Source organism: Bradyrhizobium cajani (genome assembly GCF_009759665.1).
In the GTDB taxonomy this organism is placed as follows: domain Bacteria; phylum Pseudomonadota; class Alphaproteobacteria; order Rhizobiales; family Xanthobacteraceae; genus Bradyrhizobium; species Bradyrhizobium cajani.
Genome location: NZ_WQNE01000030.1, coordinates 13,190 through 31,360, shown reverse-complemented (window position 1 = coordinate 31,360; position 18,171 = coordinate 13,190). Strand labels below are relative to the sequence as shown.

16 protein-coding genes are annotated in these 18,171 nt (G+C 64.2%); 4 read left to right on the top strand and 12 right to left on the bottom strand.

Going from position 1 to position 18,171, the window contains the following annotated elements; all coding sequences use genetic code 11:
- The first annotated feature begins 248 nt into the window (after positions 1-248).
- A complete protein-coding gene (locus tag GPL20_RS28935; protein WP_157334069.1) occupies positions 249-758 on the top strand; it encodes a DUF4269 domain-containing protein in 510 nt (169 codons plus the stop codon).
- A gap of 26 nt (positions 759-784) precedes the next feature.
- On the opposite strand, the gene GPL20_RS28930 is transcribed toward GPL20_RS28935, so the two are convergent.
- On the bottom strand, positions 785-2,074 hold the full coding sequence (locus GPL20_RS28930; protein WP_254125703.1) for a DNA polymerase IV: 1,290 nt from the start codon (positions 2,072-2,074) through the stop codon (positions 785-787).
- Entirely contained in the window at positions 2,071-2,382 is a 312-nt protein-coding gene (locus GPL20_RS28925) for a DUF3572 domain-containing protein (RefSeq protein ID WP_166815614.1), read from the bottom strand. Before GPL20_RS28925 ends, GPL20_RS28930 begins: the two co-directional genes overlap by 4 nt.
- 255 nt (positions 2,383-2,637) lie before the next feature.
- Here GPL20_RS28925 and GPL20_RS28920 point away from each other — a divergent pair, with 255 nt between their 5' ends.
- Both GPL20_RS28920 and GPL20_RS28915 read left to right on the top strand, forming a co-directional pair.
- The gene (locus tag GPL20_RS28920) at positions 2,638-3,003 is read left to right on the top strand and encodes a response regulator (protein ID WP_008566616.1); all 366 of its coding nucleotides are present in this window, start codon (positions 2,638-2,640) and stop codon (positions 3,001-3,003) included.
- A gap of 14 nt (positions 3,004-3,017) precedes the next feature.
- Positions 3,018-4,391 (top strand): PleD family two-component system response regulator, encoded by a 1,374-nt coding sequence (locus GPL20_RS28915; protein WP_254125705.1) that lies wholly within the window; start codon positions 3,018-3,020, stop codon positions 4,389-4,391.
- Positions 4,392-4,751: 360 nt separating this feature from the next.
- Here the strand turns inward: GPL20_RS28915 and GPL20_RS28910 are convergent, their stop codons facing one another.
- Complete coding sequence (locus tag GPL20_RS28910; RefSeq protein ID WP_157334066.1) at positions 4,752-5,333, bottom strand: TetR/AcrR family transcriptional regulator; 582 nt, start codon at positions 5,331-5,333, stop codon at positions 4,752-4,754.
- A 142-nt stretch (positions 5,334-5,475) separates the two neighbouring features.
- On the opposite strand from GPL20_RS28910, the gene GPL20_RS28905 reads away from it, so the two are divergent.
- A complete protein-coding gene (locus GPL20_RS28905) occupies positions 5,476-6,702 on the top strand; it encodes an MFS transporter (RefSeq protein ID WP_157334064.1) in 1,227 nt (408 codons plus the stop codon).
- A 21-nt stretch (positions 6,703-6,723) separates the two neighbouring features.
- Here the strand turns inward: GPL20_RS28905 and GPL20_RS28900 are convergent, their stop codons facing one another.
- From GPL20_RS28900 to rnr, 9 genes are all read right to left on the bottom strand, one after another.
- The gene (locus tag GPL20_RS28900; protein ID WP_430641851.1) at positions 6,724-6,990 is read right to left on the bottom strand and encodes a DUF3551 domain-containing protein; all 267 of its coding nucleotides are present in this window, start codon (positions 6,988-6,990) and stop codon (positions 6,724-6,726) included.
- Between the two features lie 716 nt (positions 6,991-7,706).
- Entirely contained in the window at positions 7,707-8,519 is an 813-nt protein-coding gene (locus tag GPL20_RS28895) for a Crp/Fnr family transcriptional regulator (RefSeq protein ID WP_254125707.1), read from the bottom strand.
- Positions 8,520-8,869: 350 nt separating this feature from the next.
- Positions 8,870-11,020 (bottom strand): glucans biosynthesis glucosyltransferase MdoH, encoded by a 2,151-nt coding sequence (mdoH, locus tag GPL20_RS28890; protein WP_246251064.1) that lies wholly within the window; start codon positions 11,018-11,020, stop codon positions 8,870-8,872.
- Complete coding sequence (locus GPL20_RS28885) at positions 11,008-12,519, bottom strand: glucan biosynthesis protein G (protein ID WP_373568247.1); 1,512 nt, start codon at positions 12,517-12,519, stop codon at positions 11,008-11,010. The genes mdoH and GPL20_RS28885 overlap by 13 nt, the downstream gene beginning before the upstream one ends.
- Before the next feature lie 216 nt (positions 12,520-12,735).
- Positions 12,736-12,903 carry a 50S ribosomal protein L33 gene (gene rpmG, locus GPL20_RS28880; protein ID WP_007603295.1) on the bottom strand — a complete coding sequence of 56 codons (168 nt, stop codon included), beginning with the start codon at positions 12,901-12,903 and terminating at the stop codon, positions 12,736-12,738.
- 124 nt (positions 12,904-13,027) lie between these two features.
- Positions 13,028-14,353, bottom strand: a complete 1,326-nt coding sequence (locus GPL20_RS28875; RefSeq protein ID WP_157334056.1) for an LLM class flavin-dependent oxidoreductase — start codon at positions 14,351-14,353, stop codon at positions 13,028-13,030.
- A gap of 251 nt (positions 14,354-14,604) precedes the next feature.
- Entirely contained in the window at positions 14,605-15,354 is a 750-nt protein-coding gene (locus GPL20_RS28870) for an NUDIX hydrolase (protein WP_157334054.1), read from the bottom strand.
- A 32-nt stretch (positions 15,355-15,386) separates the two neighbouring features.
- Positions 15,387-15,827: a DUF983 domain-containing protein gene (locus tag GPL20_RS28865; RefSeq protein ID WP_254125709.1), complete on the bottom strand. Its 441-nt coding sequence runs from the start codon at positions 15,825-15,827 to the stop codon at positions 15,387-15,389.
- Positions 15,821-18,169 carry a ribonuclease R gene (gene rnr, locus GPL20_RS28860; protein WP_254125711.1) on the bottom strand — a complete coding sequence of 783 codons (2,349 nt, stop codon included), beginning with the start codon at positions 18,167-18,169 and terminating at the stop codon, positions 15,821-15,823. Before rnr ends, GPL20_RS28865 begins: the two co-directional genes overlap by 7 nt.
- Positions 18,170-18,171 lie beyond the last annotated feature (2 nt).

The window sequence follows — 18,171 nt, the reverse complement described above, 5'->3', positions numbered from 1 at the left end:
TGCACGAGAATGCCCTAGTGTCTCATGCCCGCGGTCCATCCGGCCGCCTGCTCGCCCTCCGGCTGCGCGTCTTCCTCGACTGGATCGCCGGGATGTCCCCATCACGGTCCGGCTTCATGTCCCTCAACAGAGCGCTGAGATCGAGCTCACACACGCGGTCGGCAAGATGGGTTTTCGCTAACATAGCCGCCGACCCCGCTCGGAAGATCGGCAGGCGCATGGCAGTGATCGGTGCTATACGAGCCGCGATGGACTACGAAGCCGCGATTGAAAGCTCAGGGGTGTTGGAGTCGCTCCTCGCGTTCGACCCGCGCGTCGTCGGCACGCTTCCCCTGGGGCTTTCGGTGCCGGGCAGCGATGTGGATATCGTCTGCCATGCCTTTGATCCCGTCACCTTTGCCGAGGCGATCTGGCGACGATATCAGTCTTGCGACGACTTCCTGCTCCATCAGTGGACGTCTGCGGGACGTCCGGTGATCGCGCGCTTCGCGTGGGGTGGATGGCCGTTCGAGATTTTCGGGGCCGAGCGGCCGGTCGACGAGCAGCAAGGATGGCTGCATTTCGAGATCGAAAGAAGGCTGCTGGCACTCGACGATGGTCGCCTGCGCAATACCGTGGTTCGGCTGAGATCAAATGGTGCCAAGACGGAGCCGGCATTCGCCGCCGTGCTCGGGATCGCCGGGGATCCTTACCGCGGGCTGCTCGATCTGGTCTTGGAGACAGACGATCAATTGCGGACCCGGCTGAACAGGTTGTGACGGGAATCGCGGGGTCGACCGAACGTTTACTCCTGCGTCTTCTCCGGCCCCTCATACGCAATGCCGCGGATCACCGCGGCGCTGCCGAACTTCTTGCGCAGACTGTCCACGGCGCGCTCGGCGTGGGCGGCGCGGCGGTCGAGCATGTCGGTGTCGTCGGCGGGCGAGCCTTCGCGCAGCGCGCTGACGCCGGCGCCCATCAGGCGGAAGGCGGTGCCGTCGATCTCCTTCGCCAACATCTCGCGGCAGATCGAGAAGATCTTGGCGGCGAGCTGCGTCGGCGCTGTGATCGATTGCGAGCGGGTGCGCTGGCGAAAGTCGGCGGTCTTCAGCTTCAGCGTGACGGTCGAGCCGGCGAGCTCGCTGCTCTTGAGGCGTGACGACGTTTTCTCGCACAGCCGCCACAGGATCTTCTCCAGCGTCGCGAAGTCGCGGATGTCGGTCTCGAAGGTGGTTTCGCTGGAAATCGTCTTGGCGCCCCGATCCGGCTCGACGCGGCGATCGTCGATGCCGCGTGCGAGCCGCCACAGCCGGCGGCCGTCGCTCGGAAATTGCCGCATCATCTCGATTTCGTCGGCCTTCTGAAGGTCGGCGATGATGCGGAAGCCGCGCTGCACCAGCCGCTCCTGGGTCGCGGGTCCCACGCCGAAAATGAAGCCGACCGGCCTCGAAGCCAGCATCAAGCGGGCCTCCTCCTGGTCGAGCGCGGCAAAGCCACGAGGCTTGTCGAGGTCGGAGGCGATCTTGGCCAGGAACTTGTTGCAGGACAGGCCGACCGAGACGGTGATGCCGATGTCGCGCTCGACGTCGCGGGCAAACCGGGCCAGCACCTTTGCCGGGATCATGCCGTGGACGCGCTCGGTGCCGGAGAGGTCGAGGAAGGCCTCGTCGATCGACAGCGGCTCGACCAGCGGCGTCAGCGCCTGCATGGCCTGGCGAACCTCGCGGCCGACCCGGACGTATTTGGCCATGTCGGGGCGGATCACGGTCGCATGCGGGCAGGCCTCCAATGCCTTGAACATCGGCATGGCGGAGCGAACGCCAAACGTGCGCGCGATGTAGCAGGCGGCCGATACCACGCCGCGCTTGCCCCCGCCGATGATGACGGGCTTGTCCGCAGTATCGGGATTGTCGCGCTTCTCGACCGTCGCATAGAAGGCGTCGCAGTCGATATGGGCGATGGTCAGGGTCGACAGCGCGCGGTGGCGGACGAGGCGGGGGGAACCGCAAGCCGCGCAGCGCCGCCCGTCCATGCCCAGATCGGCCAGACAATCCCGGCAGAAGCAGCGGGGCCCGGCCGGGTCAGGGGTACTCACGGCACGTCGCGCTCCCAGGAGGGGTCGCCGAGCGCGTCGCCCAGCACCTGCCGCGCTGCGGCGACGTTGGTCGGATGCAGTTCCGCGGCCTTCGCGAAGGCCTTCACGGTGTCGTCATCGCGCAGCACGAAATCGAGCACGCTGAGCAGGAAATTGGGGTCCGAGGCGGCGTTGCGCAGGGTCTCCGGTCCGACCCCTGTCTCGGCCAGGAACAGGCCCAGCCGCTCGGGCTCGCCCGCGACAAAGGACAAGGCCTGAATCGCAACGATTTCAGCGACTTCACGAGGGTTGTGAACAGGCTTTTTCACGGGGCCGATTTGCCTTTCCGTTAACTTTCGGTGTCTACTTTGGAGTCATCATGCCCGAGTCTTCTGCCCGAGTCTTGAGATCAAGTCTTGCGACCGCGGACAAGCATCTGGAAACCACATCGCAGAAAGTCGGCCCTCGGGTTTAACGAAACTAGAGCGAATCTGAGGCTAGTTTGAATCCAGTTTTCGAAGCGCCGGCGAGCGGCGCCTGAGGCGTCACATGTATGGGTCCATCGGACCAATCAGGAGGGCGGGATGGCTAAGACCGTCCTGATCGTGGAAGACAACGAGCTCAACATGAAGCTCTTCCGCGACCTGTTGGAGGCGCACGGCTACCAGACCTCGGGCACCAGCAACGGCTACGAGGCACTCGACCTCGTTCGCAAGATGCGGCCCGACCTCGTGCTGATGGATATCCAGTTGCCGCAGGTCTCGGGGCTGGAGGTGACGCGCTGGATCAAGGACGATCCGGAGCTGCGCGCCATTCCCGTCGTCGCGGTCACGGCGTTCGCGATGAAGGGCGACGAAGAGCGCATCCGCGAGGGCGGCTGCGAAGCCTATTTGTCCAAGCCGATCTCGGTCGGCAAATTCATCGAGACGGTCCGGCGTTTCATCGGATAGGAAGTGAGTTCAAAGTGTCAGCGCGTATCCTGGTCGTCGATGACGTTCCCGCCAACGTCAAGCTCCTCGAAGCCCGCCTGTCCGCCGAATATTTCGACGTGATGACCGCCTCGAACGGCACCGAGGCGCTGGCGATCTCCCGCCGCGCCGAATGCGACATCATCCTGCTCGACGTGATGATGCCGGACATGGACGGCTTCGAGGTCTGCCGCCGGCTCAAGACCGATCCGGCGACGCATCACATCCCGGTCGTGATGGTCACCGCGCTCGACAGCCCCGCCGACCGTAACCGCGGCCTGGAAGCCGGCGCCGACGATTTCCTGACCAAGCCCGTCTCCGACGTGGTGCTGATCGCGCGCGTGCGCTCGCTGACGCGGCTGAAGATGATGACCGATGAGCTGCGCATGCGCGCCATCACCTCGCTCGAGATCGGCATGCAGGCGCCCGAGCGCAGCGCGGTGGCCGACACCGGCAAGGGCGGCCGCATCCTCCTGGTCGACGATCGCCAATCTTCTTATGAGCGGCTGGCGACGCTGCTTGCCGCCGAGCACACCATCGACGTCGAGCCGAACCCCACGGAAGCGCTGTTCCATGCCGCCGAGGGCAATTACGATCTCCTGATGGTCTCGCTCGATCTCAACAATTTCGACGGACTGCGGCTATGCAGCCAGGCGCGCTCGCTGGAGCGCACGCGCCACGTGCCGATCCTGGCGATTGCGGACCCCGAGAACTCGACCCGGCTGCTCCGCGGCCTCGAGATCGGCGTCAACGACTACTTGCTGCGGCCCATCGACAAGACCGAGCTCCTGGCGCGCGTCCGCACCCAGATCCGCCGCCGCCGCTACACCGATCATCTGCGCGACAACGTGCAGAACTCGATCGAGATGGCGATCACCGATGCGCTCACCGGCCTGCACAATCGCCGCTACATGGAGAGCCATCTGGCGACGCTGGCCGAGCAGGCCGCGACCCGCGGCAAGCCGCTGGCGCTGATGATCCTGGACATCGACTTCTTCAAGTCGATCAACGACAATTACGGCCATGACGCCGGCGACGACGTGTTGCGCGAGTTCGCGGTGCGGGTGCGCAAGTCGATCCGCGGCATCGACCTGGCCTGCCGCTACGGCGGCGAGGAGTTCGTCATCGTCATGCCGGAGACCGATCTCCACGTCGCCGGCATGGTCGCCGAGCGCCTGCGCCGCTCGATCGCAGGCGAGTCGTTCGCGATCCACAAGGGCGCAAAACGCATCGAGGTCACGATCTCGATCGGTCTGACCACGCTGGAGCAGAAGGGCGAGGCGGTCGCCGACGTCCTCAAGCGCGCCGACACCGCGCTCTACCGCGCCAAGCACGATGGCCGCAATCGCGTGGTATCGCAGGCGGCGTGAGGGACGCGCGCACAAAAAGCGCGAAACAACCCCATGCACAGTAGCCGACGTTAGCTGGATCAACGGCTTGCGCGAGTAGTCAAGCGGCGTGCGCTGGCAGCCCGCAAAGTTTGACACGTCGGGCAAAACAGGAGCATTTTGTTAGGATCGCGCGCTGCGTGGATGAATGCTGTCGCTACATCCTCAGCCGTCGTCCCCGCGAAGGCAGGGACCCATAACCCCAGGGAGTGGTTGGGGCGCGATCCGGTAACTGCGAGTCCCCGTCAAACGTTGTCCTGTGGTTATGGGTCCCGGATCTGCGCTCCGCTCTGGACAACGCTGCGCGTTGCCAGGAGCTGCGCTTGTCCGGGACGACACTGATTATTGCGGCGTCTGCTTGCGTCCCTTCGCAGCTTTCGTTGCATCACCACCCACATCCACACCCGCATTCCGCAGCAGCACCTTCGCCGCTTCCTTCGCAGCCCTGGCCATCGCGGGGTCGTCGCGGACGAGGTCCTGCGCGATCGAGCCATCGACCAGCAGCACGAGCTGCGTTGCGAGCGCGTCCGCATTCGCTACACCGAGCTCGTTCAGGCGATCGCGAAACCAGAGGCGGCGGCTTTCCTTGAAGGCGACCGCGATCTTCTTCACGGCGCGGTCCTGAGGCCCGAGCTCGGCGACCGCATTCACGAACGGGCAGCCGCGAAAATCCTTGGCCGCAAAGCGCCGCTCCAGCGAGTCGAAGGTGGCGAGGATCTGCTCGGCCGGCTGCTTGTCGGAGGGGCGCTGAGCTACGAAGCGACGCTCGAGGTACGCCGCGATCAGCGCGTCCTTGGAGGGGAAGTGGTTGTAGAGCGTGCGCTTGGAGATGCCGATCTCGGCCGCGATGGTGTCGACGCCGATGGCGCGGATGCCTTGCAGATAGAACAGCTTGTCGGCGGTGGCGAGGATCCGCTCTTTCATGTCGGATTTTTCGGCAGGCGGCATAACACAGACCTGTGTAACGAGCGCCTTGACATCGGCGCCGGCTTGCATTCTAGATTACACAGGTCGGTGTAATCAAGCCGGCGGCCGCCAACCCGGGCGTGAACAAGGGATAACAACCATGCCGCTGCTGCAAGCGCTACGTCCGACGCTGCCAATTCTGATCGGCGCCTCGATCATGCTCACGCTCAGCATGGGCCTGAGGCAGTCGCTCGGAATCTTCATGCAGCCCCTGACCCATGACGTCGGGATATCGATCTCCGACTTCACGCTGGCGATCGCCGTGCAAAACCTCGCCTGGGGCTTCCTCCAGCCGGTCGCCGGCGCGATGACGGTGCGCTACGGCTTCCGGGCAATCATGATGGTTGGCGCGCTGCTCTACATTGCCGGGCTCGCGCTGATGGCGGGTGCGCACGGCATGATCTCGGTGATGATCGGGGCAGGGGTTCTGATCGGCACCTCGCTCGCCTGCACGGCGGCCGCGATGGCGATGTCGGTTGCGGCGCGCGCGGCGCCGGAAGGCGTGCGCTCGACGGTGCTCGGCATGGTCTCGGCGGCGGGCTCGCTCGGCGCATTGTTGTCGGCGCCGATCGGGCAGGTGCTCGCGGAAGGCTATGGCTGGCGCATCGGGCTCGGCGGCTTCGTCGTGCTCTCGTTGCTGATGCTGCCCGCAGCGTGGTTTGCCGGGCGGATCGACCGCGTTCCGCTGCCGAAGACGAGCGGGCTCGGCAATGTGTCGGCAGCGACCGCGACGGCGACCGCATTCGGCAATCTGACGTTCTCGGTGATGACGGCCGCCTATTTCGTCTGTGGCATGCAGCTCGTCTTCATCACCACGCACCTGCCGTCCTATCTCCAGATCTGCGGCATGGACCCGATGCTGAGCGCGAAGACGCTGGGCGTGATCGGCGGCTTCAACGTGCTGGGCTCGCTGTTCTTCGGCTGGGCCGGCCAGCGCTGGAACAAGCTGGCGCTGCTCGGGGGCATCTACGTCGCACGCTCGCTGGTGCTCGCCTGGTACTTCATGCTGGCACCGTCGGAAGCCTCGACGCTGGTGTTCGGCGCGCTGATGGGCTTCCTGTGGCTCGGCGTCGGGCCGCTCGTTGCCGGCGCCGTCGCCGAGATGTTCGGCCTGCAATGGCAGGCGATGATCCAGGGGCTCGCCTTCATGAGCCATCAGGTCGGCAGCTTCGTCGGCGCCTATGGCGGCGGACTGATCTACGACGCGCTCGGGTCCTACAACATGGCCTGGCGCATCGGCGTCGCGGTCGGGCTTGCCGCCGGCATCGTCCAGATCGCGTTTGCGCTGATCAGACCGACCGCGCCGCCGGTGTTGAGAGCAGCTTAGCAGGGCGCGTGCTCATGGGAGTCACGGTTTGGTCGTGCATCGGCGTCCCTGTGAGTCACACGTCGTCCGACGCGGAGCCTGCTGCCCGTACCTCACGCGCGGGTTGATGTCACAATAGGTGTTCCACCGCCCGGACGCCGATGCCAGGCACTGCTCTCGCGTCTCATACATGCACTCGCCGGAATAGCCGAGCTGACCGCCGAAGAGGCACCAGGGATAGTCGCGCCCGGCTTTTGCGTCAGTAGAAAGCCCCGCCAGCATGAATACAACAAACAAAGCGAGCCGCATTCGACCCTCCATCATGCAAAGCTAGGAGAGCATAGAGCATCCTGAAAACAATTGAAGCCCAGCCGGCCGAAGCATCGAGCCGGAGCGGGCACAGCAGCACTGTGTCTTGCGAGGCTTCCGATCGGATCCTTAGGAACATCCGCGTGCGGCCCTGGTTGGCCGGACATCGTCAACCGGAGTTCAACAATGCGAAAGACTATTTTCTCAGTGATGATGTGTGCGTTGCTTGCCGGCGCGTCGGTCAGTGTTGCCCACGCGCAGGCAGGAGGCGCAGGTGGAGCGGGCGGCGCGGGTGCTGGAGGAACCGGAACGGGTGCCAGTGCTGGCGGAACCGGCGCCGCTGGCAGCGGAACGAGCGGTGCCGCGGGAACGGGGAGCGCCGGCGCGGGCGCTGGAGGCACCACTGGTGCGGCAGGTACGGGATCTAACGCGGGTGCCGCCCAGGGGGACGGCCAAGGTGGTGGTCCCCAGACTCTCCGTCCCGGGCGAAGCAACGATCCAACCGGGCGCTAACGTTCTCGCCTTATGGCTGAAAAGAAGCTGCCGAGTCCTCGCTCGACAGCTTCGTCTGCCTCGGCAATGTGTCCCGATGGAAAATGCGCAAAGCCAGCCTCGCAAGGCGGCGCCGGTGTTGCGGACGGCCCAGGCGGGGCAATCGCATTTGAGCTTCACAAGCGGTCGTCATGCCCGGGCGTGTCCCGGGCAGGCGCTGCTCTCTATTTTTCCGCCCGTGAAACGGCTCTGGATTCACCTCGCACGCCGTCGGAGGCGACGATGGGGCTTTGCCGGGTCGGCGGATGAGCAGGCTGTGGCGCTGACAATTCCTGGCAGTACATCCGGTCGATGTTGCGCTGCATGAGCGCATAACAATCGCACGCGACTCTTTCGAGCCGCGCCCGATCGATCTCTATGAACCCGCGTCGGTCGGAGGGGACGGCGCCGGCCTCGCGTAGCTTGCTCATCGTCAGAGTCACTGTCGGCCGCCGCACCCCAAGCAATTGCGCAAGCGCCTCCTGCGTCACCGGAAGGAGGTCATGGGGGACGCGGTCGTGAAGCTGCAGGAGCCACCGCGCCATGCGGCCGTCAACCCGGTGCAACGCGTTGCAGGCGGCTACGTGCTGGAGCTGCAATAACACCGCGCGGGCATGGACCTGCACGACGTTCCTGATGGCCGCGCTTTGCGCATAGGCGGCGCGAAATTTTGCGGCGGAAATCATCGACGCAGTGCCGGCCACGCGAGCAATCGCGGTCACGGATGAAAGCGACGGGCCGAGCACCGAGAACGAGGCCAAAGCGCCTTCCCGCCCCATCAAGGTGGTTGCGACCGATTGCCCGTCAGGCATGTCGAGCATGAAAGCGATTGCGCCGCTATGGGGAAAATAAACCGGGTCGAGCTCATCACCCGATCGCACCAGGACGGCATCGGTTTCGAACGAGACCTTCTGGAAGTAGGGCGTGAGCAAGCCCAGATCTGCCGGCGGCAGCGCCGCAAGGAGTCGATTTCCGATGCCCGGGTGGTGGGCGGTCACGATGCTTTCTCGTGAACGAGCACCGGATGAACGACCGTATCCATTTATTTCAGTCACCATGATTATCCGAAATACGAATTGTCGAGCGAAATTGATCCAAACAGAGCCATTAATCGAGATCAAGCACGGGTAATTGCGGTGAGCTTACCGGCGGCCTCGCGCACCAGCATCCTGCATAAGTCATACTATTCGTGACCGGTGATGGTTGCGGCAGCGCTCGCTTGCAGCGCGGCTGCACGTTCACGTGGCACAACGCCGGTCGCCTGACGCCAGGGCTCGGGCATCTGCTCGACGTCCCCGCGCGGTAAGCGCCTGAAGCCGCCCACGCCGGCGGGGCTCAGCTGGGGTTTTCAACCAGCCCTACTCTTACCTGCGCGAGGCGTGTGAAGGACCTGCTGGAGCAGGGTGGGATGACCAAGAACGGCGCGCAATTCCGGCTTGTCGAGCCATGCGGCTGCATCCTCCAGGCTTTCGCATTCCTCGAGCTTGATGGTTGCGGTCGCCAAAGGTACGTCGACGGAGCCAAATTTGCGCGGTCCGGCAACGGGCAGCGATCCCAAATGCTGGCCTAGCAGTTCCGGATCCTGGCTGAGTTGGTGTAGAGCACCGGCCATTACGATGGGCCCAGATGCGGCGAGTTCGTTTGCACGAAGCACCACAGCAGACGGGTTGTTGGTTTCCGGTGTGGCAAAGAGTCCGGGCGTCTTCAGCCGTGCAGAGGTCATGAGCCCCAACGGGATTGAAAGCAGAAGACCCAGCACGACCGGCGACATCCAAAGCAGCAGCGGCAGGGAAACCGCGCAGGCACTGACCGACAGGGCCAAGCCGCAGAGCGTGGGGCCGGCGAGCTTGCGATAGATTTCGCCGCGAGCAAGCTGGCCGCCGCTTCGGCGTTGCACCTGCCAGCCCGCGTCCCGGCCGGCGAGAATTTCAAACACGGCCTTGGTCTGGAAGATCATCATGCAAGGAGCGATCAATGCCGCAATAAGCGTCTCGCAAACGACTCCGGCCATGACGCGAGGGCTGCCTCCGAACCCGGTCCGCTCGCTTCGACTGCCGATCAGCACCAGATAGGCGAGCAGCTTCGGCAGGATCAGAAGCCCCATTGTCGCTGCAAAGACCTGCGCGGCAAGCACCGGGTCCTGTTGCGGCCAGGTCGGAAACAGACTGAAGCCTTTGGGGAAGTATTCCGGTCGGATGAAGTGCGCCTGCAGTGAAATGAGCAGGCCGAGCACCAGGAAGAGAAGCCACAGCGGCGCCGTGACATAGGAGGCGATACCCGTAAGCAAATGCAGCCGCGAGACCCAGTGTAGCCCGCGCGCGGGCAAGACGGCGAGGTGCTGAAGGTTACCCTGGCACCAGCGACGATCTCTCACCGCAAAGTCCAAAATCGACGGCGGGACTTCTTCGAAGCTGCCGCCAAGGGCCGGCGCCAGATAGATTGCCCAGCCCGCGCGGCGCATCAACGCGGCCTCGACAAAATCATGGCTGAGGATGTGGCCCCCGAAAGGCCTACGACCGGTCAGCTCCGGCAGGCCGGCCTCCGCAGCGAACGCTCGTACCCTGATGATGGCGTTGTGGCCCCAGTAATTGCTGTCGCCACCGTGCCACCAGGCATTGCCGGCCGCAATGATGGGGCCGTAAACGCGCCCTGCGAATTGCTGCAGCCTCCCGAAAATTGTGCAGGCGTTGACGATGACCGGCTGCGTCTGGATCAGTGCAGCATCGGGATGGGACTCCATCGTGTGCACAAGGCGAACTATTGTTTCGCCCTCCATCAGGCTGTCCGCATCGAGAACGATCATGTGATCATAGGCCGATCCAAACTTCATGACCCAGTCGGCGATGTTGCCGGACTTCCGCGCCGTGTTATCGGAGCGATGCCGGTAGTACAGCCGAGCGGCGGCGCAGGCGCGGCGCAGCCGAATGAACGTCATCTCTTCACAAATCCAAATGTCCGGGTCGCTCGTATCGCTCAGTAAAAACCAGTCGAACTGGTCTCCTCGTCCGGTAACCTGAACTGACTCATACATTGCACGTAACCGCGCCATGAGTTGGTGCGGGTCCTCATTATAGGTCGGTAGCAGAATGGCTGTGCGCGAGAGTACACCAGGCAGTGAGCCCGTCTTATCGATCGGCAGACAAGACCTGCTGCGCATGAGCAGCACGAAAAATCCGGCCAGCGCAGTCATGAAGGAGAACGCGATCCATGCGAGCAGAACGAGGAACAGGCCGAGCAGCACCGCCTCGAGGAAGGTTACACCGCCGACGTTCACCACATCGTACATGCCGTAGCCCCCTGCAAGCGTCAGCACCCCCGTCCCGACAAAAATGAAAAGACGGCGAACCGTCAAAGCGGCACCCGAATGCACCGGCGACCGGTTAGCTTCAGTCGCACGATCCAGCCGGCACGGCAGCATCGGAAGGGGACTTTCCGGCGGCAGAAATGGGCTACCAGGAGCATTCGGCGACGGCGTAGGTAACGACGTCAGGGTGTCCATCGATAGATCCAGACTTCGGAGACTGGCGCTTCGTTCTGCGCCAGGAAAGCTCGCAGTTCGATTGCGGCTTGCCCCTTGACCGCGCATTGGAAGCTCAGCCGCCATCCGCCCGTCATGGGATTAGGTTGCGTGACGATGTTGCTGACTTCGGCTTTTGCCGCAGTCACCACGCCTTTGACGGTCTTGGCATCGAGTCCTTTGAGTTCGTCCCCCATCAGTTCCAGCACAAACAGTTTGCTGTCATCTCCCCGGCTACCGATACCCGTTCGTGTGAACCGTGCGAGCGCCTCGGGTTTGGGGGCGTCCGGCCCCCAGTGCAGCCGATAAGTGAAGATGTGCTCGCTCTTCGCAATTAGCGGCTGCTTCGGTTGCCAGAGCGCTGCGATGTTGTCGTGGGCCTCCTCCTTGGTGGGTATCTCGAATAATTTCACCGCTCCTTCGCCCCAATTGCCGATCGGCTCGCACCAGAGGCTGGGGCGCTTTTCGAAGTTGGATTCGAGATCCTGATAGGCCAGGAAGTTCCTCTGCCGCTGCATCAGGCCGAAGCCGCCTGGATTGACATCGGCAAAGCTGCTGACCTGGAGATCGCGGGGATTGTTCAGGGGGCGCCAGAGTTGCTCGCCTCTGCCGTTGAAGATCGCAAGTCCATCCGAGTCGTGAACCGCAGGGCGGAAGTCGTCAAAATCTCTGCGGTCGTTCGGCCCGAAGAAGAACATGCTGGTCATAGGGGCGAGCCCGGCATGCTCGATGTCGACCCGTGGATAGAGCGCCATCTCGACGTCGAATACCGTGCTTTGGCCCGGCCGGATCGTGAATCGGTAGCTTGCGGCCGCGCTCTTGCTGTCCAACAGCGCGTGCACAACGATGGAAGAGGCATTTGGCACCGGCTTCTCCAGCCAGAAAGCCTTGAACGCCGGGAACTCTTCGCCCTTGCTCTCGCCGGTATCGATCGCCAGCCCGCGCGCGGACAGCCCATAGGTCTGTCCTTTCGCGATTGCTCGGAAGTAACTGGCGCCAAGGAACACACAAACTTCATCGTGGTAATCGGGCCTGTTCATCGGTGCGTGAATGCGGAATCCGCCAAACCCGAGGTCGGCCTTAGGCCATTGTCCAAGACCCTCTCCGAAGGAGAAGTCGTCGCGCCGATACGGGACGGGCATGACGCTCCTGTTCACCACTTGAAAGATGTCGACCCGGTTCTTGTAAAAGAAGCCGCGGTGGAAAAATTGCACTTCGAACGGTAGCTTTTCATCGCGCCACAACGCCCTCTCAGGCGCGAAACGAATTGATCGGTATTGGTCGTAGTTGAGATTCTTCAGTGCATCCGGCAGCTTCTCGTCGGGAGGGACGAATGATTTCGCGGCGAGCGCGCGAGCAAGCTCGCGCAGGTACGACGGGCTGAATGTCGGGGCGGGGCCCGTCTGAGCCTGCGCTGCGCGCAACAACATAGCGGCAGCTGAAAATGCAGCCGATGCGCGAAGAACTTGCCGGCGGTTCACGCTCGCGTCTCCCGGTCCGAAACAGGTGGGAAACGGCCTATATTCCCCGGAGTTCCGAGCGGGTAACGCGATCTGACAACAGTGGTTTCGACACGAGTTCGAACGGACTCAGGCGAGGGTCCCAGGCGCTGCCGTTGGGGTCCGGAACACATGAAGAGGCGGAACGAAAACGGGGCCCGAATGGGCCCCGTAGAAACTCAGCAGCGTTGCGCGATCTTACTTGATCTTGGCTTCGCGGAATTCGACGTGCTTGCGCGCGACCGGATCGTACTTCTTCTTGACCAGCTTGTCGGTCATGGTGCGCGAATTCTTCTTGGCGACGTAGTAGAAGCCGGTGTCAGCCGAGGACACGAGCTTGACCTTGATGGTGACCGCTTTGGCCATGTTCAGAACCTCTGAAAATATGGGAATCTGGAGCCGGCCAAATGGCCCGCGTTGGCCGGCAACCTAGCCAGAAACCGCCTGATGTCAAGGTTTTGCGGGACAAAAAGCCCCCGAATCGGCCCGATTACCCCTCGAAGAACCGGTTTTTCGGCCGCGGCAGGCCCAGATTCTCCCTCAAAGTGGCCCCTTCATACTCTTTCCGGAAAATCCCGCGCCGCTGCAGCTCCGGCACCACCTTGTCGACGAAATCGTCGAGGCCGGCGGGCAGGAACGGGAACATGATGTTGAAGCCGTCGGCGCCGCGCCCGACCAGCCATTCCTCCATCTGGTCGGCGATGGTTTTGGCTGTGCCGATGAAGGACAGCCCGCCATAGCCGCCGACGCGCTGGGCGAGCTGACGCACGGTGAGCTTTTCGCGGGCGGCGAGATCGACCATGCGCTGGCGGCCGCTCTTGCTGGCATTGGTCTCGGGGATGTCGGGGAGGGGGCCGTCGGGATCGAAGCCGGAGGCATCGGTGCCGAGGATGACGGACAGCGAGGCGATGGCGCTGTCGTAGTGCACACGGCTGTCGAGCAGCGCACGTTTCTCCCTGGCCTCGTCGACGCTGTCGCCGACAACGACGAAGGCGCCGGGCAGGATCTTGAGATGCTCGGGGTCGCGGCCGACCTTCTCCATGCGGCCCTTGATGTCGGCATAGAGCTTTTGTCCGTCGGCGAGGCTGCCGCCGCCGGTGAACACGGCTTCCGCCGTCTCGGCCGCGAGCTGCCTGCCGTCCTCCGACGCGCCGGCCTGCACGATCACCGGCCAGCCCTGCACGGGGCGGGCGATGTTGAGGGGGCCGCGCACCTTCAGATATTCGCCGTTGTGGTCAAGCGTGTGCATCTTCGCGGGATCGAAGAACAGGCCGGCCTCGACATCGCGTACGAAGGCGTCATCGGCGAAGGAATCCCAGAGGCCGGTGACGACGTCGTAGAACTCGCGGGCGCGCTTGTAGCGCTCGGCGTGCTCCATGTGGTCGTCGAGGCCGAAATTCAGCGCCGCGTCCGGGTTCGATGTGGTGACGATATTCCAGCCCGCGCGGCCACCGCTGATGTGATCGAGCGAGGCGAAGCGGCGCGCGACGTGATAGGGCTCGTCGAACGTCGTCGAGCCCGTGGCGATCAGGCCGATGCGCTCGGTGACCGCCGAGAGCGCCGACAGCAGCGTGAAAGGCTCGAACGAGGTCACGGTGTGGCTGCGCTTGAGCGCATTGATCGGCATGTTCAGCACGGCAAGATGATCGGCCATGAAGAAGGCGTCGAACTTGCCGGCCTCGAGCTTTCGGATCAGCGTGGTGATGTGACCGAAGTTGAAATTGGCGTCGGGCCAGGCGCCGGGATAGCGCCAGGCGCCGGTATGGATGCTGATCGGGCGCATGAACGCGCCAAGCTTGAGTTGCCGTTGTGCCATCGCGCCCCGCTTCCATGTTGGGTGTCGTTGGGGAAAGACATAGGCACGAGTGGGAACACCGCCATTGGCAGGGCAGGGAAGATTCTTTTGTTTTTCGGTGGGCCCTCAGCACGTTTCCGTCATTCCGGGGCGCCGCGGAGCGGCGAGCCCGGAATCCATTAGGCTGCGGAGACCGTAGAGGGATGGATTCCGGGCTCGCGCTGCGCGCGCCCCGGAATGACGAGGAGAGGATCGCGTCCCGGAATGACGACTTAGCTCAAAATATCCTTCTGCATCCTGCCGCCGTAGAAATGGAAGAACGGCACCGGCGCATCGTGGCGGAGGGGGCCGGCGGCAAGGCGGGTGTCGAGCTCGTTGAGCACGTTGCGCGTCATCGGATGCAGATCGGCGAGCGGCTTCGAGCCGAGCTCGACCCAGACCAGCTCGACGAGCTCCGCATCGGCATGGATGACGCCTTCGACACGGTGGGTGATCGCGGAGGCATCCGCGGTGAAGAAGCGCGTGTCGAAGCGCTTGACGCGGCCGGGCGGGGTGATGGCGCGTGCGATCAGGAACAGGCCGGACGGATCGGGCAGCAGGCCAGCATCCGCGAACGGCTTCCAGGCGCCCTCGAGTTTCGCCTTGTGATCGGCCCTGCGGCCGAGGCAGAGACCGGTCTCCTCGCAGGCTTCACGGATCGCGGCAATCGCGAGCGATTTGGCGCGCGAGGCCGGGGTCTTCGGGCTGCCCTTGGCGAGATTGGCTTCGAGCTCGGCGGTCATGGGGGCTGCACAGGGCACGCGATAATCGGCCTTGTCGACGCGGCCGCCGGGGAAGACGAACTTTCCGGGCATGAACACCACCTTGTCGTGGCGCTTGCCGACCAGGACCTTTGGAATGGTGCCGCTGCGGTCGACCAGGATCAGCGTCGCGGCATCCTTGGGGCGGAAATAGGGATGGTGATCGGCTTCCTTCTCGTCGTGGACCTTCGCCTTCTCCGCTGCCTGCGCGATATCCGTCATGTCCTCACCCGAACCGTTTTTGCTTATTTTGCTTAGACAGGCGGAATACCATCCGGAGGGTTCTCGTCAAACCCGTGCATGCGCAGAGCCCATTGCAATCCGACCACGGCGCCCTTGACCGGTTGCAGCAGCGCCAGCGAGGCGACGAAGGTGAAGGGCAGATAGGCCACGAAGCTGAGCCAGACCGGCGTGGTGTAGTTGGTCTCGATCCAGAGGATGGCCGGCACCACGATGTGGCCAACGATGACGATCACGAGATAGGCGGGCAGATCGTCGGCACGATGCGGGGTGAAGTCGAGGCCGCATCTGGCGCAATTGTCCGCCGTCTTCAGGAAGGCGCGGAACAGCTTGCCCTCGCCGCAGCGCGGGCAGCGGCCGCGAAAGCCGCGCTTCATCGCAGCCCAGACGTCGCGCTTCTCGACGAGGCCGCTCTCGCGCGTCCAGATTTTGGGGGCCGTGCTCATTGTCACCACGCTTTGCCCTTCTGTCCCTTGCCTTTGTTCTTTCCTTTGCCCTTCTTCACCTTGCCGGACTTCTGCTTCGCCGGCTTGTGTTTTCGCTCCGGACTGCGTCCGGGATGCGGCTTGGACGATTTGCGCTGCGGGCGGAACGGCCTGCGCTCGCGCGGTGAGGTCTCGCTGGCCGACGACAGCAGCTCGAAGCGCAGCGCGCCTGCAATGGGAGCAGCTTCGATCAGGCGGACGTCGACGACGTCACCGAGCTGATACATGGTGCCGCTGCGCGTGCCGACCAGGGCATGGCGGCTCTCGTCATAGTTGAAATATTCCGTGCCAAGGGATCGGATCGGGATCAGGCCGTCCGCGCCGGTGTCGGCGAGCTTGACGAACAGGCCGGCGCGCGTGACGCCGGAGACGCGGCCCTGGAAACTCGCGCCGATGCGGTCGGCGAGGTGATGCGCGATCAGGCGGTCGACGGTCTCGCGCTCGGCCTTCATCGCGCGCCGCTCGGTCAGCGAGATATGCGCGGCGACTTCGCTTAAGGTCTCCGGCGTCTCGCTGTCGGGCAGGGCGCCTTCGCCGAGACCGAGCGCGCGGACCAGCGCGCGATGCACGACGAGATCGGCGTAGCGGCGGATCGGCGAGGTGAAATGCGCGTAGCGGCGCAGGTTCAGGCCGAAGTGCCCGTAGTTCTCAGAGGAGTATTCCGCCTGCGCCTGGGCGCGCAGAACCACCTCGCTCACCAGCGGGTAATAGTCGTGGCCCTCGAGCTGGGCCAGCACGCGGTTGAACAGCGTCGGGCGCAGCGCGCCGGCTTTCGCGAAGGGAACGTCCAGCGTCTCCAGGAATTCTGCGAGCGCGTGCACCTTCTCCAAGGTCGGCTCGTCGTGCACGCGGTAGATCAGCGGCAGCGACCTCTTCTCCAGCGTCTCGGCTGCCGCGACGTTGGCGAGGATCATGAACTCCTCGATCAGCTTGTGCGCATCGAGCCGCTCCGGCACGACGACGCGATCGACCGTGCCGTCGCTCTTCAGGAGGATCTTGCGCTCGGGCAGATCGAGATTGAGCGGGTCGCGCTCGTCTCGCGCGCGCTTGACGCTAGAATAGGCGGCATAGAGCGGCCTCAGGATCGGATCGAGCAGGGGGCCGGTGGTGTCGTCCGGCCGTCCGTCGATCGCGGCCTGCGCCTGCGCGTAATTGAGCTTGGCGGCGGAGCGCATCAGGATGCGATGGAACGTATGCGAGCGCTTGCGACCGTCGGGGCCGATCACCATCCGCACCGCGAGCGCGCCGCGCGGCTCGCCCGGCACCAGCGAGCAGAGATTGTTGGAGATGCGCTCGGGGAGCATCGGCACGACGCGGTCGGGGAAATAGACCGAGTTGCCGCGGTCGAGCGCGTCGCGGTCGAGCGCGGTGCCCGGCCGCACGTAGAAGCTGACATCCGCAATGGCGACGTTGACGATGAAGCCGCCCTTGTTGTTGGGATCGTCATCGGCCTGCGCATGGACGGCGTCGTCGTGGTCCTTCGCATCCGGCGGATCGATGGTGACGAGCGGGACGTCGCGCCAATCCTCGCGCCCCCTGAGATTGGCGGGCTCGGCCGCCTCCGCCTCGCGCTCGGCCGCGGGGGAGAATTGCAGCGGGATCTCGTGGGCGTAGATCGCGATCAGGCTGATCGCCTTCTCCGACTTGACCGAGCCGAGCTTCTCCTTGACGCGGCCCGAGGCGAGGCCGAAGCCGCGCGAGCGGACGATGTCGACGCTGACGAGGTCGCCGTCCTGCGCGCCCTGCGTGTCGGCCCTCGCGATGTTCAGCTCGCGGTCGGCGAACTTCTTGTCGACGGGGACGAGCCGGCCGCCGCCTTCGGGAAGCTCGCGGAACACGCCGAGGATGCGGCTCTTGGCCTTGTCGATGACCTTGATGATACGGCCGCGATAGGCGGGACCTTCTTCCTCGTCCGAGCGTTCGACGCGCAGCAGCGCGCGGTCGCCGACGCCGGCGGCGGTGCCGGGCTTCGGCCGGCGCGGCATCTCGATGAGGATCTTTGGCGGCTCGCCGTTCTCGACCTCGTCCCATTCGGCGGGGGAGGCGATCAGTTCACCGTCGGAGTCGCGCCCCGTGATGTCGGCGAGGAGCGTCGGCGGCAGCGTATCCGGCTCCGAGACCTTGTGGCGTTTTTTCTTGATGATCCCGTCGTCGGCGAGCTCGCGCAGCATGCGCTTGAGCTCGACGCGATCGGCGTTCTTCAGGCCGAACTCGCGCGCAATTTCGCGGGTCCCGACCTTTCCTGGATTTGCCTTGATGAAGGCGACGATGGCACTCCGATCAGGAAAGCCACGGTCATTCTTGCGTTTCACTT

What these genes read in the sequence shown, in the direction of transcription:
- GPL20_RS28935 (WP_157334069.1), top strand. Translation starts at nt 249, where the DNA reads ATGGACTACGAAGCCGCGATTGAAAGCTCAGGGGTGTTGGAGTCGCTC.
- GPL20_RS28920 (WP_008566616.1), top strand. Translation starts at nt 2,638, where the DNA reads ATGGCTAAGACCGTCCTGATCGTGGAAGACAACGAGCTCAACATGAAG.
- GPL20_RS28910 (WP_157334066.1), bottom strand. Translation starts at nt 5,333, where the DNA reads ATGAAAGAGCGGATCCTCGCCACCGCCGACAAGCTGTTCTATCTGCAA.
- GPL20_RS28905 (WP_157334064.1), top strand. Translation starts at nt 5,476, where the DNA reads ATGCCGCTGCTGCAAGCGCTACGTCCGACGCTGCCAATTCTGATCGGC.
- GPL20_RS28900 (WP_430641851.1), bottom strand. Translation starts at nt 6,990, where the DNA reads ATGCGGCTCGCTTTGTTTGTTGTATTCATGCTGGCGGGGCTTTCTACT.
- mdoH (WP_246251064.1), bottom strand. Translation starts at nt 11,020, where the DNA reads ATGGACACCCTGACGTCGTTACCTACGCCGTCGCCGAATGCTCCTGGT.
- rpmG (WP_007603295.1), bottom strand. Translation starts at nt 12,903, where the DNA reads ATGGCCAAAGCGGTCACCATCAAGGTCAAGCTCGTGTCCTCGGCTGAC.
- GPL20_RS28875 (WP_157334056.1), bottom strand. Translation starts at nt 14,353, where the DNA reads ATGGCACAACGGCAACTCAAGCTTGGCGCGTTCATGCGCCCGATCAGC.
- GPL20_RS28870 (WP_157334054.1), bottom strand. Translation starts at nt 15,354, where the DNA reads ATGACGGATATCGCGCAGGCAGCGGAGAAGGCGAAGGTCCACGACGAG.